Raw genomic sequence first — 24,251 nt, 5'->3', positions numbered from 1 at the left:
CGTGTCGCATGCCAATGAGCAACCACCGGGCAACCGTGAACTACCCGGTCGGGCTTTACCCTTTACCGAACCACGGTGAGGCGATCTCGACCCTGACCTTTATAAAGGGTTCGGTGGGCGATGAACCAGGCTGGCAGGCTAGATCAGTAGACGCTGTCCGGAATTGTTGGGGTCCCTTAAGCGTCACTTATTTCTTCGGCGCCTTCGGGACCAGGTCGCCAGGGCCGCGATAAAGCAGGCGGATCCCGGTGCTTGTGCGAAGGCGACGAGCACGCAACACGCCCTGGCGCTCGCGATTGAGGGTAATGGCGGCTTCTCCGAGCAGGTCGTAACCGATGGACCAGATCTCAATTTTGCCTTGCCCGTCGTCAGTCACGCGCAGCCACGTACCCGGGTCGGGTACCGTCTCGTACCAGGTGACCTCTTGCAAGACCTCGGTCGTGCTTCTCCATTGAAGCGAGCGCCGTATCCGCGAGGGGGTCACGAATGCCTCCCAAGCTGACCGTGACTCTGGTGTCGGCCAGTCCTCGCTGAGGGCCTGCGCAGGGTCGAGGTCGTTAATCCACTGGCGCATTTCAGCAGCCGAGTTGAATGCGGCGCCGGTGCTCATGACTGCCGATATGGCCGCTAGGCGGTGATCGAAGCCAGAGCGTATAAGGATCGAGGCTGCCCGATTCAACGTCCCGGTCTCGATTGCTGATACTGCCGTACCCAACAAGGCGTCGGATGCGGAGCTGCCTTGGGCGGTTTCGTAGACTCTGGCAGCTTCCATTCCCCAGACCAGCCGGTAGATCACGTCGGCCTCGATGAACTGCGCTATCGTGACGCGGTCACCGGGAAGGTCGCCGAGGGCCAGGCCGTGAACCCAGTGCCTTAACACCCCGCGCCAGTCGCCGAGTGTCGTCTCGGGAGCGAAGACTTCCAAAGCGAACACGATTTCGGCGATCGCCACGAGCAGGTCGGCGGCCGTCTCGTGGTGTCGCTCGACGATGGCGGCTTCAGTTTGGCCCGCCAAAGCGATGATGCTTCCAGATACCTGAGAGAGCTCAGATCCGGCATCGGCCCCTAGCCCAGCCAAGAACCAGCCGCGGCGCTGCGACGGTGTGGACGTTTCCCACAAGTACCTGGTCCGGCTGTACACCAGTCCGCGCAAGGCAGTGGCTGATGTGTCGTTGTAGCGGCGAAGTTGCCGTTCCCACAGCGAATCGCGCAGGGCATCGGCGACGACCTGCGTCGCGGCGTCGGCTGCGGTGTACAAATCGCTGTCTCCGACGACACTCAGAATCCCGATGTCGAGCAACGCGAGGTTCGAATGCCAACTCGCGGTGGCGACGGCCCGTTCCTCGTCGCTCTCCTGGGACATGATAGGGAGGGACCAATCGGGGCCGCCGGTGAGGTATTCGAGAAGGGGCTCCACCGAAGTGAGCCTCCGCGATGCGAACATCCTTTTTAGGAGTTCGATGCCGATTTCGATGAGTCCCGATCGCAGGGCCTTGGCGCCGCCTTCCTGTGTGAGTTCGAGCCACTCCCGCCGATGCCCTTGAGTCAGCTTGAAGCTCGGATAGAGAACAAGCCCTTCGGTGTCAACGAACGCGCGTCCCGCACGCCCGATCACATTCGCGAATTCGGAACCCTTGAGCAGTTCCCTGCCGCGGCGAAGGCTGTGGAAGAGTACCGCCGACGCAGACAGGTTCAGTCCCTGGGCCAGAGTGGGTGAGGCGATAGTTACCTTCAAGCTGCCCTGCTGCAAGAGCCGCTCGATCTCGCGCCGGAAGGGACCAGGGAGCGCCCCATGGTGGATGGCCACGCCCAGCCGAAGACACCCCAATATCGGATGGTCGGCACCGAACCACTCGGCGCCGACGGCAAGAGCGTTGTTCAGGTCCACATTTTCGGGCAGGACGGAGGAAACAAGGCTTCTGCTGTAGAGATCAATGATCGCGCGGGCGTACGGCTCTACGGAATTCCGCTGGGGACAGAAGACAAGGACGGTCTGGCCTTCTTCGACCAGCCGCCACGCGGTGGCGATGACGTGTTCACGTTGATCCGCCGGGAACATCTTCCTGCGTCGGCCGCTTGGCTTCTTCACCTCGAAGTAACGCGGGATGAACGGTTGATCGGGCCCAAGAGTGATGGTCAGCCGAGCATGGTCTTTACGCCACTCGACAAGGCCGAATCGCTGCTGCGTTGGGCGCCACTCCTCGCGGTGCAGGCCGTCTGGGTCATCATCGGTGATCCATGCGACGAAGTCGTCGAGTTCGCTTCCGGAAGGAAACACGGCCGAGAGACACAGGATGCGGCGCGTTGAAGCGTCCGGACGACGCAGGAGTCGCTGGATCTGGGCCTCATAGCGGACCTCACGCTCGGAGGCTCCGATCATGTGGCCCTCGTCCAGGACAACGAGGCCGACGTCATCGAGTACAGAGGGATCGGATCGGAGGGCGAAATCGAGCTTCTCCGGGGTTGCCACGACAATTGCGCTGGAACGCAGGTTGTCTTCGTCGACGTCGCTCGTCCCCATGCTGCCGTAGAGGGACGAGACGCGGATGCCCAAGGGCGAAAAGGTCCGTGCGAGGACTTGCTCGGTCTGGGCGGACAAGGCGCGCAGCGGGGTGACGTACACCGTGCGGCGCCCCTGAGCAAGACACGCCAAGATCGACAGTTCGGCGATACGAGTTTTGCCAGCGCTGGTCGGCAGCGCGACGACGAGATCCCGGCCGTCCCGGAAAATTCTGTCGACGACGTGGAGTTGGGAGGGCCACAGGTCTATCTCAGAGCGTTCCCGCGCCAGGAGCGACTCAACGAAGGTGCGCCTGAGGTAAGGCCACCGTTCGACGTTGTCAGCAACTCCTGGCGGTGGTTCGTTCGGGATGTTCGTCTCAAGGCTCGTGTCGAACAGGCCGCCGAGCAGATGTCGCGTGAGCCGGTAAACCCACCACGGCCCGGGGGCGCTCACGTCCGAAGACGCTCGTTCGCCAAGCCGCAACTCGTCGAGAGCCGATTCGAGCAGGTCCCGGCTTCCAATCTCGATCGCGAACAAGGCGGCCGAGACTGCTGAGAGATAGTTTTCACTGAGGAGAAGGACGACGGGGCCGACCTGGTCGGGTGGGGTGTCTTCCCCGATGCTCTCTGCCGCGGTGAAGTTCATCAACAGAGTGTCATCGGAGAGTTGGGAGGAGGAACGCAGCGACTGGGTCCGCCGCTCGACCGAACTCAAGTCGCGCAATATGAGGTCCGCCAGCGTCTGCTCCATCGGCGCTAACCGCCCTGACAGCAGGCTCGCTTGGGTTAGCGAGAACGCCCGCGCGGCGTAGCCACCGAGATGGCTGGCCGCACCGGCGACAAGTCCATGGAAGCCCAAGTCTGCTTCGGGCGTCGCGTTCCGGGTGGCAGCTTCAAGTGCGTAGGAGCTCTGGATGAATCCCTGCTGTGCGATCACGATCTGCTCGGTTGTGTCCTCGTTCGCGGACTCCAACAGCTCAAGACTCGTGGCTAGCAATGCGTATCCGTAGTTGAGCAGGTCCGCGTCCAGAAAGGGACTGAATGCGGGTGCGTCCTGCGGCAGCACGCCCTCGCGCCGGATCATAGATTGGGCCTGTCCACGGGCCAGTAGGCGCCCGCGGAAACCGGCGTCGGTGGCTGCAGCAAGACTTTCTGCTAGATCTCGTGCTTCACGAGCCATCGGCGGTCACCTTTTCGTAGGCGTTCTCAATGAACTCTTGGTGGCCTTGGACCCGAAGTGTGATCGTCAGCTGTGGTACGGCGCCCGAGTACGCCTGGAGATCTGCTGTTACGTGCTTACTCGGGTCGCTGCTCGTGAAGAGGAACATCAGATGACTGACGCGGTCGGGGCGGATGCCTTCCAAGAGCTGCATGTCGAGCACGGCCTCGCCGACGTCACTGTCAGCCGTGGACAGGAGCCGTTCGGCGAACTGGGTGAGCGAATGCGGTGAAGGCAACTCATCGTTGCGTGCCAGACCTTCGCGAGCCTCCACGACGGTCGGCTTGCTCAGCGTGAGGCGGCTTTTCGCCTCGGCCTTGGCGATGTGGGGCTTGCCGTCGGCGTCGAGCCTTGCCCCAAGTACGTCATCCCCCCTCATCGCCCACTCTTGATGGTCGCGCTGAATGAGGCGGCTCGGTCCAACCACATACCCGCGCTCTTCGTGAAGGTAGGCCGTCGCGAGGATCTCGCCCATGTCCCCGGATCGGGCGCTTGCCTTGGTGGGAAGCTTGTTGCGGAGGAACTTAGCCACCGCATGCTTGCCGTGTCGCTCCGCGATCTTCGCGAGCGACTCGGATGCGGCGTACGCGTCCGGAAGAGTCGCGGCGAGGGCTGCAACGCCCGCAGCATCGTCGTTCGACTCGATGATGCCGGCAAGGTGGTCGCCAACGGGCACGAATGTCCTGAGGGTGCACCAGGTCCCGAAGTCAGTCATGCTTCGCCCACACGCACATTCCCCCGGGGCCTAGTGATATTCCTGGACAAACTGTACCTAGAAGGCAGGCTCCGCCGCGTCCAGTTGCCTTCGCAATAGTGGCGTACTGCGGTTGACGTGACACCGGAAGAACGTGCCGCCGCGAGCCCCTGATGTCAGGGCCAGGTCCAAGATCGTGGCGTATGAGTGAGCCGGGGTAACTATCGATAACACCATCCATCCAGCGAAATTTTGTGTCCGGCCCTTGATGACGTGCGCCTACCTCTGCTGTCAATAGAGCTGGAAGCGGGGTAAAGATGGAAGATCAGAACGCTGGTTCGTTTGCGTAGTCCGCTGCCGTCCAAGGGTCATTTCGAGGCGGAGGCACCTTCGAGCGGAGAGTGGGCGGCGGCAGGTCGTCGGCTCCGTCGATGGCGGCGTTCCAGAGCTGATTGAGCAGCTCCATGTGAGTGAGCTCCGCCGGCCCTTTGTCGTATCGATGATCTTCATCGTTCTCGTAGTACTTGGCGTCGAGGTCGACTCCCGCCATGGCGCACAGTGGCGCATAAACGGCATAGGCCGTCTCCCACTTCTTGGGGATTCCTTCTCCGCTCAGCGTGCGTCGGACCGTCTCTGCACTGGCGCTCCCCGGAAGATCCATCTCCTGGGCGCGCTTCACGATTTCCCGTAGTGGGGGTCGGCGAGCCAGCCGATACATCTGGAAGATCTCTTCGACGAAGCGACGATGCGGCCCGGCAGGCAGCACAGACGTGGGGGGCATTTTGATGGTCGCCAAGTTTTGCCTCCGAATGACAAGCCACGACTCACTTAAGTCTAGGCGTGTCAACTTCTGACTCGTCGCGAACCAGGGCAGCTGGGATCAGCCCGTCCGTATCTCTCAGAAGCCCCCGATCCAACCGAGGGATCAACTACTTCTGACTGCCGGAACGCTGGAGTGTGCAGGTCAGAGTGGATGTGGATTGACCTGCGCAAAGGCAGAAGGCGGCCATGGCCGTCTCAGTCGAGAGAGGCGTCGATGTATCTACTGACGATCCGTGCTGCGGTTGTCATCCTTGCGGCGTTCGTCGTGGCGGCCATGGCGGCAGCCCTTGTCCTGTCGACGGGAAGCCCCTGGCAGGTGGCCGCTCTGTCGGCCGGTCCGGCCTTCGGGTTCAGCGTGATGTTCTTTAACGCGATCATCCCGCCGGCCGCCGCCAAGGAGGACGAGGACAAGTAACCCCGTTAGCGATGCGGCGGTGGGGTCGGCAGCCTGGGCAACCCGCCCAGGCTGCCATGATGCAGTCCGAGACTCGTGGAGACCGAAGTACATCAGCAAGCCGGGGAACATCACTGGCACCCTGCAGCACATCACCACCAGCCCCAGCAAGATCGGCAATACCGCCCGCGCCGCCCTCGTCCTCATCCAATCGAGCACGGCAGACTCATTTGAAAGTTACTGAGATCACCTCAATAAGTGGGAAAGCACTGCTTCGCTGGTGCTCAGCGCGATGGAAAGACCAGCCCTCGACCGCACCGGAAATCTCCGGTGTCCCATAGCGCAGACCTCTACCACTCCAGCGAGCTTGCGCGTCTGCTCGCCGGTGAGTAGCGCGGCGCACCCCTCATGGGCCAGCACCTCACACGCCGCGTATCCATCGCGGGACGCTATCGCTCGCTCAATCAGCGTGGCGGCGACACCCCTCACACTGGGATGCTCTGCGCCCTCAGCGGCGTCGAGAATGGACAAGCCCAGCCGCACGCTGAACACCGTCAGGCCAAGCGCGGGAACGAGCCGCTGGTAGCGGTCCACCAGCACGGCCAGGTCGTCATCGACCGGCTGGTGGGCAGCACGACGGGACAGTACGGTCAGGCACGCCGTCACCGTGTTTTCCCACGGCTCACCAGGAACGGTGTCCGCGAGCAGTGCCAAGGCTCCCTGAGCGTCGCCCGCGGTGCTGCTCGCGATGACTGCGACTTGGCGGCCGTCGAGCATCCGCCGGCCAACACCGTTGTGCTGCTGGAGATGCGCGAGCGCGTCCTGCCAGCGGCCCGCGCCGGTCAGGGCACGAGCCCCCTCGGCTAGCAAGACGCCCCACAACCACTGGCGAACCTCTCGGTGATCGTCGGTGGTCGAGGTGAGCGTTCCCGCCCGCACCGGTAGACCGTCGAGGACGGTGTCGGCGCGGGTAGTGACGGCCTCGTACAGGTCGGTGAGGAGCCGCAGAGCGCCGTCGCCGTCACCGTCGCGGATGCGCAGGCGAGCGAGGTTGACGAGGGGTTCCAGCGCACGGCGCGCGGCCTGCCCGCTCAGAGGACAGGCAAGCAGGTAGAGCTCGGCGTGACGATGACACCAGGCCCGCGCGAGGTCCGGCAACCCGAGATCGGAGGCCAGCAGGGCGGCCTGGTTGAAGACGACTGAGGCCGACGATGGATCTCCGTCGCGCTCGGCCGCGTCGGCGAGGGCGCATAATTCGCCGACGCGGGCATCGAGCGGTGTACAGGCCGGGCGTGAGCGCGCGACGAGGGGAAACCGGCGCGCTACTGGCCCGGCCGGATCCATGCCGCTACTCCCAAATAACCGTTATGGGGTGGTGTGGCCGATCCAGGACGAACCGGCCCGAGGCGGGATCGGAGGCCTCGGGGTTATTAGGCATTTCGAAACGGACGGTACGGGTGCGGTACTCCGTATCCCAGATCTGGACCTGCTCGGCCACCAGTTCCGCGAGGTTCTGACCGGTGGGCCCGTGTCCGATGACGCCGATCTCGTACAGTTTGCCGCCATCGGCCGGCGGGGGAGTGGCGGGGCGGATGGCGAGGTAGGCGAGGTCAGCGCCTCGGGTGGTGGCCATGGAGCCCCAAGGGAACATGGGGGTGACCTGGCCACGGTCCTTGGCCGCGGGCTCGACGTTCATCCGCATCAGGGCGTTGTCGAGGCGCAGGCACAGCCACAGTTCCATCCACTCCAGCAGCACACCCGGCGGGAAGAGCACTTCGGTCCACCTCTCGTGCCGTTCGGTGTCCAGCACTCCGGCCAGGGCGTGGCCGTCGACGGCCTGGTCCTTGTGGACCTGCAGGGTCACGTCCTCCTCGGGGGTGAGGGTGACGATGCGCCGTGCGTCGTCGCCGATCCCGCGCAGCGGCATGAAGACCGCCAGTTTGCTGCTCACGCTGTGCCAGCGGTCTTCGCCTCGCTCGAAGGCGATGGTGCGCGAGTTGGTTCCGCGCAGGCGAAGCGGCACAAGCAGGCGCCCGCCGGGGGCGAGCTGCTCCAGCCACGCGGTCGGTGTCTCGAACGCGCCGACGGTGGCGATGATCCGGTCATAGGGGGCGCGCTGGGGATGGCCGAGCGCGCCGTCACCGAGGATGACCTCGACGTTGTCGGCCCCTGCGGCGGCCAGGTGCTCGCGGGCGCCGTCCACCAGATCTTCGTCGATGTCGATCGTGACGATGTGGCCGCTCTCACCGACGATGGCGGCCATGATCGCCGCGTTGTAGCCGGTGCCTGCCCCGGCTTCCAGGATTCGCTCGCCGGGGTTCGGGGCGAGCTGTTCGAGCATTCCGGCGACGATCCACGGCTGTGAGGCGGCGCTGATCTGGGTGCCGTCCTCGGTCGTCTTGGTGTAGACGGGGTTGTCGGCGTACGCCTGGTCGAGCGGTACGCCGGGAAGGAACAGGTGCCGGGGGGTTCGCCGGAAGGCGGCCTCGACGGCGGGGGTGCGAAGCACCTGTTGCTCGCGCAGCCGGTCGGTCAGTTCGGCGCGGAGCCGGTCGGCGGACAACGCGGGGTTATCGCTGAGAGTAGTCATTCGGTCGACCTTAGTTGTTTCGGAGGTGGTGGCAGGTCGGGACGCGAGGTCCCGGTCTGTGGTGAACACTGTGTCCAGCGCCAGTGCGGCAAGGGCGGATTGGTCGGCTGCGGGGAGCCCGGCGCGGTTGGCGTGGAAGATGATGTGGTGGGCGAGGACAGCGCGCAGACCTCGCGTCAGCCGTCCATGGCGCGACAGGTCCGCCAGGGCTTGCCCGGCCTTCTCGAAGGCGGTGACCCACCCGTCGTAGCCCACGAGGGGGCCGGTGTTCGCCGGATCGCACAGATCGCGGACGTTGACGGTCATGAGGCGGCGCATCGCCGCGGCCAGCCTGGCAGCCCGCTCGGGGGCGACGGTCCCGGGCTCGGCGGGGCGTAGCTCGGCGACCTTTTCCCAGACGTCGCCTTGCTCGTAGAGGTCCAGACCGGCGGCGCGCAGCATCGCGCTACACAGCAGGGCTGTGGTCTCACGCTGTCCCAGAGCCGGACCGTCGTGGCGTGCGGCGCGGGTGAGCAGGTGGTGGCTGTCATGGTGGAACAGCTCGTGGGCGACGCTCATGGCCGCGGTCCCGCCGAACGCCGTTGTTTCGGGCTCGTAGATCCCGAGCGCCCAGCTGATGATCCGGCCGTCGGCGGCCAGTTTGTCCAGCAGGTCGGCGACGACGGTGGAGATGGGATCATCGGGCAGGTAGCGCAGCCGCCAGGGGTGCTTGCGGACGAACCACCAGCCGTGCAGGAGACCGGCGCCCTGGGCTGCGGTCAGCGTCGGGCGCAGGTCCCAGATGGCGACGTGTTCGGCCGTGGCGCGGTCGGGGACCTCGATGTTGTACTGGCGCCAGTCGATAGTGAGCATCAGGTGGGGCGTCCTCACAAGGTAGGTCGGTCGCGGGCGGTCAGGCGATGAGCAGGCAGGCATCCCAGCCGGTTCGGGGCAGGGTCGCGGTGCTGGGGGCAAGGGCGGCCAAGGCGACGCCGGCGGCGCCGTCGAGAAAAGCCGGATCGCATCCAACGTCGCCCAGGAGAGCGGCGGCGGTGTGTTCGGGATTGCCAGCGGCGGGTTGGACGGCGTCCAGCAGGTCAGGGACGAGGGCATGCAGTCGGGCCGCGGCGTCCGGGGTGGCGTCAGAGGCCGAGATGGTGGCGATGTGGGCGAGCCCGGCGTAACCGTGGCACAGCGAGGTGTCGGTGATCGCCGCGCGATGGAGAGGGTTGGTCAGAGCGTGGATCAAGGCGTTCTCCGCTATGTGTCGGCGGTCGGTGTCTCCGGTTGCCAGGGCGGCGAGTTGCTGAGCGCGTGCCAGGCCGACCGTGCCGTAGCACCATGCGGGACGTTGCGGGCCGTCGAGGTCGCGATGTCCGGCGCGTAGCTGGGAGCGGTTGACCCAGTACGGCCACAGCGGGCCGGCGCCGGTGTCGGTGCGCCACCGGTCCAGCCACGCGCAGATCCGGTCGATGGCGTCACGGTGGCCGGGCACGGTGACGTCGCGCTGGGCGGCGAGCGCCAGCAGGGCCAGCGGGCCGCCGATCCCGTGGGCCACCCCGCAGTTGCCGTGTCCCCCGGCGAACCGGACGCTGTCGCGCCCGGAGGGCCCCGAGGCGCTCCACCAGCCCGGAAGTGTCTCCCCATTGATCTTCAGGGGCTCGGTCAGGCGCACCAGGTACTCCAGGACGGCGCGGACCGCTTCGCCGCCGGGGTCGCGGCGCAGCAGGTAGGAGCCGACGCCAGTCAGGCCTCGGATCACGTCGAACTCGGCCAGTGCGGGCAGGCGCCCCGCGATGATGCGGGCCTGCGCGAAACCAGCCCGGCGCTGGATATCAGCGGTGATCACCCTGTCGAGGCCTTCCAGGGCCTTCTCGTAGGAGCCGGGCCGGGCGGCGGCCGCGCAGGCGAGAACGTGAGCGAGAGCCGGAGCACCATGAAACAGGTGGCTGTCGGCTCCGGCGGTGAGCGGAGAGCGGGCGGCGTAGGTGAGCCAGTCGTGGGCGCGCTGCCACGGTGCGAGGCCTGCGGCGGCGCGTTCGATGTGCAGCAGGGCGATGCCCGGCGCCCCGTGGGCCAGCGACTGGCGCCACCACGGCTGAGCGGTCGACGGCCCGGCAACGGCATCGGGATGCGCCAACTGGTCAGCGACCGCTTCGGCGAACGCGGCAGCGGGGTGGTCATCGGTCACGAGCGGCCACCGCAGGTGCGAGCACGCCAGGCCAGGGCCGCGGCGCGGGCGAGGTACATGCCCACGGCCTCGTCGTCGAAGTCGATGCCAAAGGCGCGCACGAAGTGGATGTGCATCAGGGAGCCGAGGACGTCGTCGACGTCGATGCCCACGGCGTCGGGGCCGGGCAGGTGGGTACGGTAGTTGGCCAGGGCCTCATCCCGCGGCTTCCACGCGGAGACGATCGCGGCGCCGCCCGAGGCCGCGCGCAGCGCCGCCCAGTCGTCGCGGGGGTCGGCGATGCGGACGGCCTCGGTGAACACGGGCCGTGCGACTCGGCCCGGTGCGGTGGCGGGAATGTGGTCGATCAGCCACTGCATGCCCGTGGCGACGCTGCCGGTGAACGCCACGGCGATCGCGACGTTATGGGCGGCCACCAGCGCTTGGTGGTGGGGGCGGACCGGCTGGCCGAGCTGGACGAGCAGGGCGCGCGAGTCGGCGCCGAACACCGCCTCGGCCGCGTCGATCGCCACCCCGGATCCCCAGCGGCCGGTCTCGGGGTAGGAGGTGGGGTAGGTCACCTCGCGTAGCAGACCGGCCCGATGCAGTTCCTCGGCCCAGGTACTCACCGTACGCACGGCCAGGCCGAATTCTGTCGGGTCGGGCAAGGCGATGCGTAGGCGCAGATGATGGTCAGGGTCGCGGTAGCGGATGTACCACCAGGCCGGTTGGCCGAGCCGGTCGAGCAGGATGGGCAGGTGCTCGGTGAGGACGACGTCTTGGCGGTGGATGTCCCCATACAGGCTGGCGAGCAGCACACGGGACGTGGCAGGCATCTGACCTTGGGTGCGGCCGACGATCCGTGCCCGGGTGGGTGTCGGCAAGCGCGGCCACGGCGGCGGTTCGACGGACGTCAGCGTCACGATCACCTCATGAGGCCGTCCTTCGCACCAACCGGCGTCTTCGGGGGCTGAGACTTCGGTCAGCACGGCGTGCGAGGCGGTGTTCAGGTGCGCGCGCAGCAGCGCCCGGTGCCCGGCCACGTCCAGGTCCAGAGGCAGCAGCCGGTCCCCCTCGGTCAGGCGCACCAGACTCGGTACCCGACGCCGCACCTGCCAGGCGGTCAGGGCCTCATCCCATACCGTCCACGGTTGCGAGCGCACAGGCAGCTCGGCCGCCTTCAGTCGCCACCTCGCCGGGGACAAGATCGTGCGGCCGAAGCGTAATCTCGGCAAAAACGGCAGGCGCGTGGCGGCCCCCCAATCGAACATCGCCACCTGGGCGCACTGGGCGCGGGTGAGTTCGGTCAGGAAGCGGGCGAGCGGCGGTGTGTGGGTCTGCAGGTTCAGCGCGTGCATCCCCGCGGCCTCCAGCCGCTGTCCGAGCGCGGGCGCGGCCAGGTACATCCGGCGGCCGTCACAGCCCACCGCCAGATCCTTGGCAGTCAGTATCTTCTCGTCGGCGCGGTGCTCGGCCAAGCTGATCACGGTCGGCAGGATCTGCGTAGCTCGGGTCACGTGTGTGGTCGCCGGGTCCAGCGGCGGGAAGGACAGCTGCGCCGCCATGGTGTCGGGGTCGCCGCCCGGTAGATCAGACAGCTCAGCGGCCAACTCTTCCCGGTCCCGCGGGTGAAGGACGCTCAGGAACCGGCCGGTCACCACCCCCGCGGCTCGTGAGAGGGTCGTGATCTCCAGGTGGAAGTCGCCGCGCTGCAAAGCCTGCTGGTCGGCGGCATGAATGCGTACGCCCAGCTCCAGGTGCGACGGTGGCCGCAGCCGTTGAGAACCCAGCTCCAGGGCCGCGATCAGCTGTTCGTCCAAGACCACCTCGGCGCGGCCGTCGAGTGCCGCGTCTTGAGCCAGCGCCAGCAGCACCTCGTCGCGGCTCGACATCGGCGAGCGCCGCACGGGTGTCACCGTGCCCGGGTATCCATCGGGCCAGCCGATACCGCTGTCGCTGACGACGTCCAGCAGCGGCACCATCGACCCGATGCCGAACCGTTCGTAGAACCGCTGGTGGTAGGCCCTCCAAGCGGGTGTGCCGTAGGGGTAGGCGCTCAGACGTACCAGGGTCAGCGCGGCACGCTCCGCTTCACGGGCGAACTCTTCGGGGAGGACAACCTGCGCATCCAGCCGCAGATCCACCGCCAGCGGGTGTTGCCTGGTTCGGGCGAGACGGCGCATCCGCGCGGTCGCGTCCGTACGAACTACGCGGCCCTCGCTCGCAGGCGCCTGGTTGTGACGCTCAAGGAGTGCGTGGACCTCTTTCAACTCGACGGCCAGATCAGCGACCGGTGCCACCATCGCAGCGCCGACCGCCTCCAGTTGCTCCACCAGGTGGCCCAGGGCGTCGGGTTCGGTGCTGGGCGCATGCAAGCTGGTGATCAATGCGCCACGAGTGACCAGCTCGATGAGCATCTTCGAGAGCTTCGCCGACGTGGCCGCCGGGAATTCCGCCTGGATCTTCGCTTCCAGGTCCTCCATGCGGATTGGTGCGCGGGCCGCGTCGATCGCGGCGCGCACCGCGGCGGTGTTGCGCAGCGAGATCTCCACCGCCCCCGTTCCCCGCGGCTGGTAGGGCACGATCAGACGGTTTCCGCGCACCATCAGCGTGGTGTTGGCCACCACCGGCAGCCGGGCCATAAGGCTGGAGCACCCCTCCAGTTGTGCGACGACGTCGGCCAGCCATTCCGCCCCTGCTCGGGCAACGGCGTGATGCCGGGTACCCCAGCGCAGTTGCACGGTGGCCCCGAAGGACGCCGGGGCCACTCCGGCGAACAAGCCGAACGGCGTCGCTCGCCCCACCATGCGCTGCAGGTAGCGGGCCACGGACAGCACCGCGCGCCACGTCTCGCGGACGGCGGGGTCCTCGGCCGCGCAAAGGGTCCGCACCTGCGCTGCGAGCACTGGGCTGGCATGGCCCAGGGCTTCGGCGAGGCCGTCGACCGCCCACACCTGCCGGAGCCAGTGCACCCAGGAAGCGACGCGCTCGGGCGCGGGGTCGGTCAGGTCAGGCCACGGCGGCAGATCTGGCCAGGAGTGGGCGCTTGCACGGATGAGAGCCGTGCCGGCAGATCGGAACCCCGGACGAACGTGGGAGGGCATGCATACCTCCGTGATGTCGAGGTGATCAGGGGATGGCCGGCGCCGCTGCGGGAGGGCCCATGCAACGGCACCGGCTTGAGATCAGGCGTGCGCCCGATCAGGGGGCGTTGGTAACGCAGGCACCGCAGGTGCTGGTGCAACCGTCATCGGTCATGTTGATCAGACCGGCCGAGTCCGCTACCTCCAGTGTGCGGACGTCCAGGTCGAAGAGGTCCGACTCGGCCGGCTCCTCAACCTGCGACTCCAGTACTGTTGCGGTCATCCGAAATCCCCTTTCTGCTCGATTGCGGAGCTTGGAACGGCCCCGCCTTGAGTTCCGTACGAGAGCGGATGTCTGGCGATATGCACAGCCAGCACCCACGTTCGCCGGTTACGTGCTGCTGACGCAGCTGCTGCCGCACGTGGACCCGCACCCGCCGTCTGTGGTCGAGATCAGGCTGTTGATCTGATCGCTGGTCTCCACGACACGGATGTCCAGGTTGAAGAGGTCAGAGTCGGCCGTCTCCTCGACCCGCGACTCCAGCGCCATCGTGCTGGCGCTCATCAAAGGCTCCTTCCGATTTAACGGTTGATTGGAAGTGCTCCGTATTGCATGCCTTCCACTTGGAATTGTCAAGAGTTTTAGTTCTGGCACTTGATTGGTGTAGCGCTATTTTCGGCCACCTTCTCAAATGCCGGGCAACCCAAAGAAGCAATCGACAGTGATGCAATGCCTGACTGTGGGCACGCTTAACGTTGGGCTGCTTGCCGAACATTTATTGCAAGGGTTGCGGAACGAGACTTCCGGGTTTACGGAAGTGAAGTGATTAAAGGCAGCCCTACCCGCGAAAGCGGCATGCAGATATCGTGGCCGAACCCTATTCGATTCTGCGGCTCCGGCCGGTGGACGTTTATGTATTCGCTGGCATCCTGCTAGGGGTCAGCGGCTCTTTATGTTGAGGACCATTGAGTCATACAGTGGTGCCTCGTCCCAAGGCCGCGACTCCCCGACCTTCTTGTATCCCCACGACTCGTACGCCAATTGAGCCGGTCTCGCTTCCGGCTCTGGTCGCATTGTCAACGTAACCCGCTCGACCTCCAGACCTTCTATCAGAGCGGTGTGAAGCTTTTTGGCAATGCCGCGCCGCCGCCACGGGTTTCGGACAGCCAGTTCTATGATGACGAAGGTTCGGTCCCCGGTTTCCCGCGTGAACTCCTCCGGTGCCGGTCGAAGCAGCCCTCGCCACCACTGGGTGTCCGGCGGCAACAGGTATCCGAAAGTGAAACCGACGACCTCCGTATCCTCATACGCGATCGCAAGCCGGAAGCCCGGACGTTCGACCTGACGCTGGAAGCGCTCGATGAACTCTGCGACATCCCGTGGTCCCTCTAGGTACGGAGGCTCGGCGTATACCTCTTCGTACGCTGAAAGGATCGCGTCCAGCTGCGCCACCGCCCCGCTGCCGTCCCATCGCTGGATGGTCACCTGATCAGTCATATCGCCCTCTCCGTTAGGTGATTCGATAAGACCTCTACCGAACCGGCTGTTGTTCGACTGTCGGTCTTCGCGAGAAGGTTGCGGACCTCCCTCAGCCGCCGGATTACACGCCCGGATTCGACTTCTTCCAGGTGAGGCAGAGAAGCAACCGCTTCGGAAGCGGCCTCGTCAGCCTCTCCGGCAAGTACCAGGCTGCGGGCCAGAGTGAGCCGATAGAGAGCAGCATTACGGGTGTAGGTGCGCTCTTGATGGGCCAGGGCAGCGCGCAGAAACGGAACAGCCGCGTTATGGTGCCCGGTTTCTGCGTAGATCAAGCCCTGCGTGTAACCAAGTTCGGCCTGTCCATGGAAGGCTGCCCATGACGGTGCCGGCCGCTCTCGGTCGGAACGTTCAATCACGCGCATCGCACAAGCGAGCTCCCGTCGCGCACCGCTGTTGTCTCGCATTTTCGCAAGAGCGCGAGCTTCACGTGCGACGATCATCGATACCAAAATTGGCGACTGCATAGCCTCAGCGCGCAGCCGGGCCGCGCGGGCTAGATCATAGCCGTCCCGCGGCCGGTCCTCGTGAATGGCTTGCATGCTGAGGCTGGCGAACACCATAACTTCAAGACTTGGATCACGCAGCATGGTGGCGGTAGTCAATGCCTCGCCCCAGAACCGGCGAGCCTCGTCTTGCTGGTCGGCGTCATAATGTAACCAACCACAATGCTCCGCTGTTTCTCCTGCCAGAAGCTGGAGTTGTCGGCCGACACTGGCGGGGTAGCTTCCAGTGTTGATCACACGACGAATCCGCTGCAGATGCCGTATGGCAAGAGATCGCACATCACCCCCGCCATAGGCATCGTCGAGAGCATAGAGCGAACGCAAAACCTCGCGCAGCTCAGCGATATGGGTGGTGCCTACAGAGCCGGAACCGGACAGGCTAATACTCGCAGCAGTGCCAAGGGTATCGGCCAGGAACATTCTACGGTCCAGGCCGAACGTGTTTTCGGATGCCTGCTCGATGTATTCCGTTCTGCTCGGAGGCGGCGGCGGAAATCCCAGTTCAGCAGGACTCATGCCGAACATCGCGTGCAGCACCCGCCATGCTCGGGGACGAGGAAGGGGCGGATTCGGTTTGCGCCAACGACGTAATTGTCGCTCGGTCAAATTAGCCTCCTCCCCCATCAACTGCGCTGACCTCGCGTATTCCGCAAGGAACGCAGCCGCTTGTCCCCAGCCACGCAGTCTGCACTCGCGATCGAACGCCGTCCACTGCTCGGTCATGTCCGCCTCGGGGTAGTCACCGTTCCTCACGGTAGCGCAGGACTTTTCCAGCGAAAGTCCGCCGAGAGAAGGAAAAGTCCGGTGAAAGGTCCTCCTTCGCGTCCGGTTTGGTGGCCCGCCCGCACAGTTGCATGGAGGGGAGGGCAAGCAAAGGCAAGGAGAACACGATGACCAGCCCGGAAAGTTCCATGGTGAGTGAAGACCTCAGACCATACGTTGAGCTGCCCGGTTCGCCTCCTACATCCGCCGGCGTGTACGACACACTGCGGGGTGGCAAGGACAATTTCGGGGGCGACCGCGCTACGGCCGAGCAGCTCACCGAGATCATTCCTGAACTGCCCGAGCTGGCCCGCGCCAACCGGCAGTTCCTCATCGAGAGCGTTGAGACCCTCGCCCGCATGGAGATGCGATGGTTTCTCGACCTGGGGTCGGGCCTGCCTTCGAACAGTCCCGCCAAGGATGATCTGCATCGGGTGGCCCAGCGGATCGTGCCTGACACCCGGTTCGTGTACGTGGACAACAACCCGAACGTCGCAGCCCACGGCCGGGCGCTGCTCGCGACGAACGACCTGGTGCGCGTCGTCGAGGCCGATGTCCGAAACACCACCACGTTGCTGCAGCACCCGGACATAGAGGCACTGCGGTCCGGTGGTAAGCCGGGTGCGGTCATCGCCGGCGCGCTGTTGCACTTCATGCCCGACGACGAGCCGCGACGGATCCTGACCACGCTGCGGGAGTGGATGCCCGAGGACAGCCACCTGGTGCTCTCACACGCCTGCCCTGGTGCCATGAGCAAAGAGGATCTGGAGAAGGCGACCGCCGCCTACGTGGCTGCGGACGTACAGATTTACCCGCGCCCGATGGAGGAGATCGTCGGGTTGTTCGACGGATTCGAGGCGCTGGAGCCGGGAGTGGTTCCGCTGGAGCCCCACAGGCCTCGTCGGACAAATGCACCAGTGACGCAGAGCGGGCACTTCGTCGGGGGTATCGCCGTGCTGCGGAACCGATGATGCACAGCGAGGGCGTCCCCGGCCGGCCGCGAGCGCCGCCCACCTTCACACGCTATCTATCGACCTCACGACGAAACCGGCGGTGATCAACGTGATGGACCAGCTCGGTGACGAGATCATTCTGCGTGCCCTTGGCCAGGCGGTGGAGGGCAGAAGATTCCAGGCGACCCTCACCACGCGATCACATCTGTCTCTCGTCGTCGTCAGGCGCGACAACGCCGCCTTCGGAGGACGGATCACCGTGAGACCCCGGCAGGGTAAGCCGTGGCTGTGGTGGATCTGGGGAGCGCCCATCGCCCCAGCCAGTGAGATCGAGGCCGCCGCCGCGCATATCGCACGAGCTCTGACGCGCCCGGTCGTTTCCCTTCGATCTCACCCCACGGCTTCGCTCAGCCCTCTCATGAGAGCCAAGTTCCCCCCTCTTCGCTGAGCGGCAGTCGGCCGCCCACTCATCTGACATTTCCTTTTACGATTCGGAGCGGTCCTTGCGTTCCCCCCAACGAACACTTTCAGTAATTGCCTTATTGCTTACTGTCGCTATATCGGCCTGTGGCGCCACGGACCCCTCCAAGAACGACGCAGAGTCTCCGCTGACCGAGATCAAGGTCGGTGCGTTGCCGGTCCCGGACGCCTCCACCGCTCACATCGCCAAAAATCGCGGTTACTTCCGCGCCGAAGGGCTCGATGTCAGCATCGCGCCCATCCAAGGTGCCGGTCCCGCCCTGGAAAGCCTCATCGGTGGCAGCTTCGACGTCATCCAGGGCAACTACGTCACGGTCATCCAAGCCGCTGACGCCGGGCGGAAACTCACCGTGATCGCCGACAACTACCAGGCCGCGCCCGGCACGTTCGTCGTCATGGTCCCCAAGAACTCCGCCATCAAGAGCATGGCGGACCTGAAGGGCAAAACCATCGGGGTCGCGACGCTGCGCAGCATCGGGACGCTGACGGTCACGGTGGCTCTGCGGCAGGTCGGCCTGACCGCGAATGACGTGACCTTCAAGGAGTTCCCGCTCCCTGAGATGAAGACGCATCTCCTGGCGGGCAGGGTCGATGCCGCGTGGGTCACCGAGCCCTACAGCACGCAGATCGGCTACTCCGGCGGCACACAGATCGGGGACATGACCGCGGCCGGCGGCCCTCTGGATATCTTCCCCATCGCCGGGTGGATCGTCTCCTCAGAGTGGGCGGCCCGGAACCCGGACCTCGCCGCGAGGTTCCAGCGCGCCATCGTGCGGGCTCAGCATGACGCCGCCGGTGACCGCAACGCTGTCGAGGAGATCCTGTCGACCTACACCAAGATCGACGCCGCGACCGCCGCCGTCATCGCCCTGGGCACCTGGCCCGTCACGCGCGACAAGAACCGCCTGCAGCGCGTCGCCGACACCATGCACGAGATCGGCTACCTGACCAAACCGTTCAACGTGGACCAGCTGCTGACGACGCCGACACCAACCTCAACGCCGAAAGGGTAACCGCCCCCATGAGCCAGGCCAGCCTGCCCCAGCGCGTTCGCACCACTCCACCACCCAGCACCGACCATGTGAGCGCCCGGCAGCAGGAGAACATCCAGGACATCATCGACGGCATCGCGCTCTTCGGTGCGTTGAACGCCTTCTGCGAGCTCGGCGTCGCCGACGCCCTGGACGCGACCGACGAGAAAATCCTTCCGGTCCACGAGGTCGCCAAGCAGTGCGGCGCCATCCCGGACCTGCTGGAGCGGATCCTGCTCCCGATGGTCGCCGCGGGCGTCATCACCCTGACCCCCGGGGGCGTCAGCTTGACCGACCTGGGGGCGGCGTTGCGCCGCGATGTCCTGGGCTCCATGCGGCACGCGGTGACCTGGGCCGCCACTCCCGTCAGCTGGAGCGCCGTGCCCCAGCTGGGTGAGGTCATTCGCACCGGCCGGCCGGTCCTTCCCGGCGGCAAGCACTCGCTGTATGCGTACCTGGAAGGCCACCCGAAGCAGAGGGAGATGTTCGGCGAGTTCATGTCCTCCCGCTCCCACCCGGTCGCGAGAGCACTCGCCGATCAGGACTTCTCCAACGTGCGGACCATCGTGGACGTGGGTGGCGGCACCGGCATGATGCTCGCGACCGTCCTGGAGGCCCACCCGCACCTGAACGGAGTTCTGCAGGAGCTGCCGTCGGTCGCCGAACGAGCCGAGGCGGCCATGGCCGCTCGCGGGATGGCCGACCGCTGGCAGGTGTTGGCAGGCGATGCCTTCGAAGGCGTCCCCTGCCTCGACGCGGCGCCCGGGAGCGGGGTGTACCTGCTGGGCAGCATTCTGCACAACTGGGGTGATGAGGACGCGTTGCGCCTCTTGGCGCGGGTCCGTACCGCCATGGTGATGTCGCAGCGCCCGACCGCGCTGTGGTGCATCGACAAGCTGACGCTCAACGCCCTCCTGGACGTCACCATGATGAAGTTCTTCCCCGGCGGACAGGAGCGCACCAGCAGCCAGTACACCGAGCTGTTGACCAAGGCCGGGTTCGTGCCACGGCGCAACAAGCCTCTGGCCGGCGGTCTGAACCTGGTTGTCGCGACGCTCAAGTGAAGCTCGGCAACGCCAGCGCGTGCGTACGGACCCCACGCCGTAAGCACGCGCTGGCGCCGATCAGCTCTGGCGCACCGAACCTTTCAACCTGCCCCCTACGGGAACCCCCGTGATTCGACTTAAGCACGTGAACGATGTTCGCAAATTGGTCTACATCACTCTCGACGAGCTCGACCGGCTCGTCGGCGATAACGACGACCTGTTTGGTTTGCTTGTTGTGGCCGAGGCCGTCTTGACCTCTCCGCCGCAGGGCATTGTCACCTGGTTACGCCAGCCCAAGAACGTGTCCGATTGGTTGGACACGTTGATCGTCTACGAAGGAAAACACCAACTCTCGTGGTGGAGGCGGCAACTCAGATTCGGTGACGCCGTTCAGACCGTCCAGGCGCGCCTCTCCCTGGCCGCCACCCGGGCCCGGGACTGTACGGTTTTCGGCTCTGTCTCTCTTTCGGTGGTGACGGAGCGTCAGCCCAAGAGGATCCGGTGGCGGAGTAGTGCGAAACCTGCGCGGCCGTGCATCTGGCGCATGATGCGCTTGGTCTTGGTGTTCACGCCTTCGGTGCCGCCGTTGTGGTGGGGCAAGGTGATGGCCGCGCGGACGGCATCGCGGTCCTGGTCGAGGCCGCGGGTGAAGGAGTGCAGGTGGGGGAGGTCGGCGGCGCGGGCGGTGGTGATCCACGTGTCGAGACGGTCGGCGTTGCCCTCGCGCGGCCGGAGCAGGTCGGCGAAGGCGCGCACCAGCCCGGCTAAGTCGGTCATCTCGGGGCAGGCGGCGGTGAGCTCATCACGCAGGTTCTGCTGCTTGCCGGTGAGGTTACCGGGCCGGGTGAGCAGGAGTCGGGCCAGGTGGCGCGGTGAGATGGGCGGGCGGTCGCCTTCGGCGCGGCCCTGGGTGATGTAGCGATATAGGAGGTTGAAGCTGCCCGGGTAGCCGAGGGTCTTGATTTCGTTGAACAGGCGCAGGACGGGGACGGCGGGGTCGTCGGCGCGGCGGCGCCGCAGGTGGTCACGGTAGGGGTCGACCAGGGTGGGCCGGTACTGCGGGGCGCGTCGCAGCCGTCCGGGCTCGGGCACGCGCGCGTAGCGCTTGACGGTATTGAGCGACAGGTTCAAGCGGCGCGCGCACTCCAGCAGGCCGACGCCCTTGCCGAGCAGGTCGTGGACCTGGTGCCGGCGCTGCAGGGTGCTTTGTGCCCGGGGGCCGTCCTGCGGGGGCGGGCCGGCCTTGGCCCAGCAGGCGCTGTGCGCGGCGACCTCTTTCATGACGACCTGGCCGAGGCCGTGCCACAGGTGCCACCGATCACCGGCCTGGATCGCTTGCGGGAGGGCGCGGCGGATCGCCTCGGCGTAGGTGCCAGAGCCGTCTCGGCACACGACCTGCACTTCGGGATGGGTGCGCAGCCAGGCCTCGAGGGTGTCGGCGGTGCGGTCGGGCAAGACGTCGATGCGCTGACGGGTCTCGGCATTGATGAGCACGGTGGCGTAGCGATGGCGGCGGCGCAGGGCGAAGTCGTCCACTCCCAAGACGCGGGGCACTTGAAACTGTGGCAGGGGCAGCTGCAGCAGGATGCGCAAAGCGGTGTGCCTGGACAGGGGCATGGCCAGGGCGGATAAGACTCGCGTGCCGGCACGTCCGGCCAATTCGCGGACTACAGCGCCGATGTGGCCGCTCAGGCGGGGAGTGCGCCGCTGGTAGCGTTCCAGCACGCCGGGAAGCTGTTCGCGGAAGGTTTGACGGCAGCCCCGCGTCGGGCATATCAGGCGGCGGATCCGCACCGCCACGAACACGCGGCGTGCGTCGACCGGGACATCGGCCACGCTCCGCTCGTGATAACCGTGCACGCGTGCGGTCTCGGCACCGCAGCCAGGACAGGCGACGGGGCCGTCCGGGGTTCGCGCCCGCACCCGGATCCGCTTGCCTTCGTCCGCCACGTCCTGCACTACCAGCGGCGACAACCCCGAAAACACCGTACTTACCAGCTCGTTGACATTATGCATAACTCACCGTGACGCAGCAGGACGTTTGGTCACCACCGAATCTGCGACAGAGCCGTTAACTGGACAGACCCCGCCGCAATAATGGCGGCGAATCTGCTTCCATGTGATTCCAGGATACTTACGTCGGATCCACCGGATAATCCTCATCCACGCAAAATAGCTAAGGTGGCAGAAAAGTGGCATTAGCCACTTCAGGCCTATCGTCAACTAAAACTCGAGTTAAGGGTCTCATCTTAAGTTCTGCGAGCTTTGAGGTATCCTCCTTTACCGTCGGTGGCACGTCAACCAACGCCCGGAATTAATGTCATGCGTCAATGACGGCAAATGGCTTTTTTGATAAGCTTATCAACCCGTTTTTTTGCGCCCTGGATGCGAGATAGGACTACCGGGCCTGATCAGGCCGCTTTCGTAGGCCAGGATTACTAGCTGAACCCGGTCGCGTACATCTAGCTTGGCGATGGCCCTGGTGATGTGAGTCTTGGCGGTGAGAGGGCTGATTACGAGGCGTCCGGCGATCTCATCGTTAGACAGGCCGAGCGCGACAAGCCGGACCACCTCCAGCTCTCGGGCGGTGAGGGCAGCCAGTTGTTGCTCGGCGCCGGACGCGGGACCTTGCCGGTGAGCGAATCGCTCAACGACACGACGGGTGACACCAGGGGACAGGAGCGCGTCCCCTGCGGCGACAGCAGCCACCGCCCGGCGCAGGTCGCCGGGGTCGACCTCCTTGGTGAGGAAGCCGCTGGCTCCGGCGCGCAGCGCGGCGAAGACGTTCTCGTCGGTATCGAAGGTGGTGAGGATGATGACACGGCAACCAGGGAGGGCCGAGTGGGTAACGATACGGTGGGTGGCCGTGATGCCGTCGGTGTCGGGCATACGAATGTCCATGAGGACGATGTCGGGCTGGAGGGCAATGGCCAGCCGCACGGCCTCGTCCCCGGTGGCGGCCTCGCCGGCAACCGTGATGTCCCGGGAACGGGCGAGGAGACTGCGGAAACCAGCCCGTACGAGTGCCTGGTCGTCGGCGAGGAGCACCCTAATCGTCATGCCGGCGAGCCTGCCACAGGAATGTCGGCTTTCACAGTGAAGCCTCCGGAGGTCGGCTCTGCGGTGAGCACGCCACCGAGGGCGCTCACTCGCTCGCGCATACCGGCGAGCCCGTACCCTTCAGCGACGTCGTGGTCACCGCGGCCGTCATCAACGATCTCAACAGTGATTGAGCGCGGGCGGTAATCGATTGTTACTTCGGCTTTAGTTGCTCCCGAGTGCCTGAGGGTGTTGGTGAGGGCCTCCTGGACGATGCGATAGATCGCAACGGCGGGTGCGGCGGGAACGGCTGAGGGGTCGCCGTGCTCGTCGAGGACCACGTCGAGTCCGGCGGCGCGGGCGTCGGCGACGAGTTCATGTAGGGAGGCGAGACCAGGCTGGGGTGCGTTGTCATCGGGGCCCTCGCGCAGGACGCTGATGAGGGAGGCGAGGTCGGCCATCGCCCGGTTCCTGATGTTCTGGGCCAGGCGCAGAGCCTCGGCGGCCTCGTCCGGCGCTTCTTCGAGGGTGTCGGCAGCGACGTTAAGATGAACGCCGACAACGGCCAGGGTGTGGGCGACGATGTCGTGCACTTCACGCGAGACGCGCAACCGTTCCTCGGCGACGCGGGCGCGGCCGTCGGCCTCGCGCAACCGCTCTCGCCAGCGTAACAAAACCGCGTAAGCGACACCTGCGGCGATGAGGACTGCTAACAGCAGAGCCTCGCCAGCGAGATGAACAATGAAGCGGCCTATGCTCCGGTTGAGAACCGGCCAGAAATCGACAGCGGAGTAGATGAGCTGGGCGGCGCCGATGGCGACCACCCAGCGCACGCGTGGAGTTGCGGCAGCGGTGAAGTAGGCAACCGACAGCGGCCAGATCCAACCACCCTCGAAGTCGCTTGTCAGGCGGTAGATAAAGATCGCGGCAATTGATAGCAGCAGCACAGTCATCGGCCAACGGCGCCTGACGAGCAGGAGGGCTCCGAGGAACAGCGCGAAAGGGATTGTGCCCGTCCAGGTGATGCGCACCTCGGCGGCGGCAACACCAGTGATGACGCCCACCACGGTGAGAGTGGCGAGCGCAACGTCGATGATCCTGTCGAAGTGACGGACAGGGATGGATACACGCTGCGAAAGCGGTTCGGCCATGCGAGGGTCCTCCCTGAAAGATGATGTCATCACGCTAGGCCGGGTCCTACTGGGGTCGCGTCGTCCCCCAGTCGTCACTTGCCCCTGCACCGTTCGCGATACGCGATACACCAAAGGAGGTACATCTTGCCTCGGTTTAGGGTTCTTCTGCAGGTGCTCGACCTGCTTAAGGGTTATGGTCGTGGACCAGCGACCCGCCATCGACCATCACTATCAAGACATTACTGAAGGCTAGCAGTGCGTTTCAGCTTCCCAGGTAGCGTAAGAAGGGAAGCGATATCCTCTTCTTGCGA

General features: G+C 65.6%; 18 protein-coding genes. 4 read left to right on the top strand and 14 right to left on the bottom strand.

The genetic code is table 11. The annotated features are described in order from the left end of the window. Positions 1–187 precede the first annotated feature (187 nt). From ACFYWM_RS04545 to ACFYWM_RS04535, 3 genes are all read right to left on the bottom strand, one after another. On the bottom strand, positions 188–3,682 hold the full coding sequence (locus tag ACFYWM_RS04545; RefSeq protein WP_389908456.1) for a DEAD/DEAH box helicase: 3,495 nt from the start codon (positions 3,680–3,682) through the stop codon (positions 188–190). Then, the gene (locus tag ACFYWM_RS04540) at positions 3,672–4,436 is read right to left on the bottom strand and encodes a DUF1837 domain-containing protein (RefSeq protein WP_389908454.1); all 765 of its coding nucleotides are present in this window, start codon (positions 4,434–4,436) and stop codon (positions 3,672–3,674) included. Before ACFYWM_RS04540 ends, ACFYWM_RS04545 begins: the two co-directional genes overlap by 11 nt. Before the next feature lie 304 nt (positions 4,437–4,740). Further along, positions 4,741–5,211, bottom strand: a complete 471-nt coding sequence (locus tag ACFYWM_RS04535; protein WP_389908451.1) for a hypothetical protein — start codon at positions 5,209–5,211, stop codon at positions 4,741–4,743. Between the two features lie 240 nt (positions 5,212–5,451). Here ACFYWM_RS04535 and ACFYWM_RS04530 point away from each other — a divergent pair, with 240 nt between their 5' ends. Beyond that, positions 5,452–5,652 (top strand): hypothetical protein, encoded by a 201-nt coding sequence (locus tag ACFYWM_RS04530; protein ID WP_389908447.1) that lies wholly within the window; start codon positions 5,452–5,454, stop codon positions 5,650–5,652. 225 nt (positions 5,653–5,877) lie between these two features. Here ACFYWM_RS04530 and ACFYWM_RS04525 read toward each other — a convergent pair whose 3' ends face one another. The 8 genes from ACFYWM_RS04525 to ACFYWM_RS04490 form a co-directional block, all read right to left on the bottom strand. Further along, positions 5,878–6,975, bottom strand: coding sequence for a hypothetical protein (locus ACFYWM_RS04525; protein ID WP_389908444.1), 1,098 nt, complete (start codon positions 6,973–6,975; stop codon positions 5,878–5,880). 4 nt (positions 6,976–6,979) lie between these two features. Further along, entirely contained in the window at positions 6,980–9,073 is a 2,094-nt protein-coding gene (gene fxlM, locus ACFYWM_RS04520) for a methyltransferase, FxLD system (RefSeq protein ID WP_389908441.1), read from the bottom strand. Positions 9,074–9,113: 40 nt separating this feature from the next. Next, positions 9,114–10,391 carry a lanthionine synthetase C family protein gene (locus tag ACFYWM_RS04515; RefSeq protein WP_389908439.1) on the bottom strand — a complete coding sequence of 426 codons (1,278 nt, stop codon included), beginning with the start codon at positions 10,389–10,391 and terminating at the stop codon, positions 9,114–9,116. After that, the gene (locus ACFYWM_RS04510) at positions 10,388–13,474 is read right to left on the bottom strand and encodes a lantibiotic dehydratase (RefSeq protein ID WP_389908436.1); all 3,087 of its coding nucleotides are present in this window, start codon (positions 13,472–13,474) and stop codon (positions 10,388–10,390) included. Before ACFYWM_RS04510 ends, ACFYWM_RS04515 begins: the two co-directional genes overlap by 4 nt. A gap of 97 nt (positions 13,475–13,571) precedes the next feature. Continuing rightward, on the bottom strand, positions 13,572–13,736 hold the full coding sequence (locus tag ACFYWM_RS04505) for an FxLD family lanthipeptide (RefSeq protein ID WP_389908433.1): 165 nt from the start codon (positions 13,734–13,736) through the stop codon (positions 13,572–13,574). Between the two features lie 108 nt (positions 13,737–13,844). Continuing rightward, positions 13,845–14,018, bottom strand: a complete 174-nt coding sequence (locus ACFYWM_RS04500) for an FxLD family lanthipeptide (protein ID WP_389908430.1) — start codon at positions 14,016–14,018, stop codon at positions 13,845–13,847. A 375-nt stretch (positions 14,019–14,393) separates the two neighbouring features. After that, positions 14,394–14,951 carry a GNAT family N-acetyltransferase gene (locus ACFYWM_RS04495; RefSeq protein WP_389908427.1) on the bottom strand — a complete coding sequence of 186 codons (558 nt, stop codon included), beginning with the start codon at positions 14,949–14,951 and terminating at the stop codon, positions 14,394–14,396. Further along, positions 14,948–16,219 (bottom strand): hypothetical protein, encoded by a 1,272-nt coding sequence (locus ACFYWM_RS04490; protein WP_389908424.1) that lies wholly within the window; start codon positions 16,217–16,219, stop codon positions 14,948–14,950. The genes ACFYWM_RS04495 and ACFYWM_RS04490 overlap by 4 nt, the downstream gene beginning before the upstream one ends. A gap of 131 nt (positions 16,220–16,350) precedes the next feature. Here ACFYWM_RS04490 and ACFYWM_RS04485 point away from each other — a divergent pair, with 131 nt between their 5' ends. The 3 genes from ACFYWM_RS04485 to ACFYWM_RS04475 all read left to right on the top strand — a co-directional run bounded on the left by ACFYWM_RS04485 (position 16,351) and on the right by ACFYWM_RS04475 (position 19,786). After that, positions 16,351–17,229, top strand: a complete 879-nt coding sequence (locus tag ACFYWM_RS04485; protein WP_389908421.1) for an SAM-dependent methyltransferase — start codon at positions 16,351–16,353, stop codon at positions 17,227–17,229. A 524-nt stretch (positions 17,230–17,753) separates the two neighbouring features. Next, positions 17,754–18,704, top strand: coding sequence for an ABC transporter substrate-binding protein (locus ACFYWM_RS04480; RefSeq protein WP_389908419.1), 951 nt, complete (start codon positions 17,754–17,756; stop codon positions 18,702–18,704). 8 nt (positions 18,705–18,712) lie between these two features. Beyond that, on the top strand, positions 18,713–19,786 hold the full coding sequence (locus tag ACFYWM_RS04475) for a methyltransferase (RefSeq protein ID WP_389908416.1): 1,074 nt from the start codon (positions 18,713–18,715) through the stop codon (positions 19,784–19,786). Positions 19,787–20,251: 465 nt separating this feature from the next. Here the strand turns inward: ACFYWM_RS04475 and ACFYWM_RS04470 are convergent, their stop codons facing one another. The 3 genes from ACFYWM_RS04470 to ACFYWM_RS04460 all read right to left on the bottom strand — a co-directional run bounded on the left by ACFYWM_RS04470 (position 20,252) and on the right by ACFYWM_RS04460 (position 23,958). Then, positions 20,252–21,784 carry an ISL3 family transposase gene (locus ACFYWM_RS04470; protein ID WP_389908413.1) on the bottom strand — a complete coding sequence of 511 codons (1,533 nt, stop codon included), beginning with the start codon at positions 21,782–21,784 and terminating at the stop codon, positions 20,252–20,254. Between the two features lie 345 nt (positions 21,785–22,129). Next, positions 22,130–22,828 (bottom strand): response regulator, encoded by a 699-nt coding sequence (locus ACFYWM_RS04465; protein WP_389908411.1) that lies wholly within the window; start codon positions 22,826–22,828, stop codon positions 22,130–22,132. Next, complete coding sequence (locus tag ACFYWM_RS04460) at positions 22,825–23,958, bottom strand: sensor histidine kinase (protein ID WP_389908408.1); 1,134 nt, start codon at positions 23,956–23,958, stop codon at positions 22,825–22,827. Before ACFYWM_RS04460 ends, ACFYWM_RS04465 begins: the two co-directional genes overlap by 4 nt. Between the last annotated feature and the right edge of the window lie 293 nt (positions 23,959–24,251).

This window comes from Streptosporangium sp. NPDC002721, assembly GCF_042888905.1.
Lineage (GTDB): Bacteria > Actinomycetota > Actinomycetes > Streptosporangiales > Streptosporangiaceae > Streptosporangium.
This window is presented reverse-complemented; position numbering and strand designations above follow the sequence as displayed.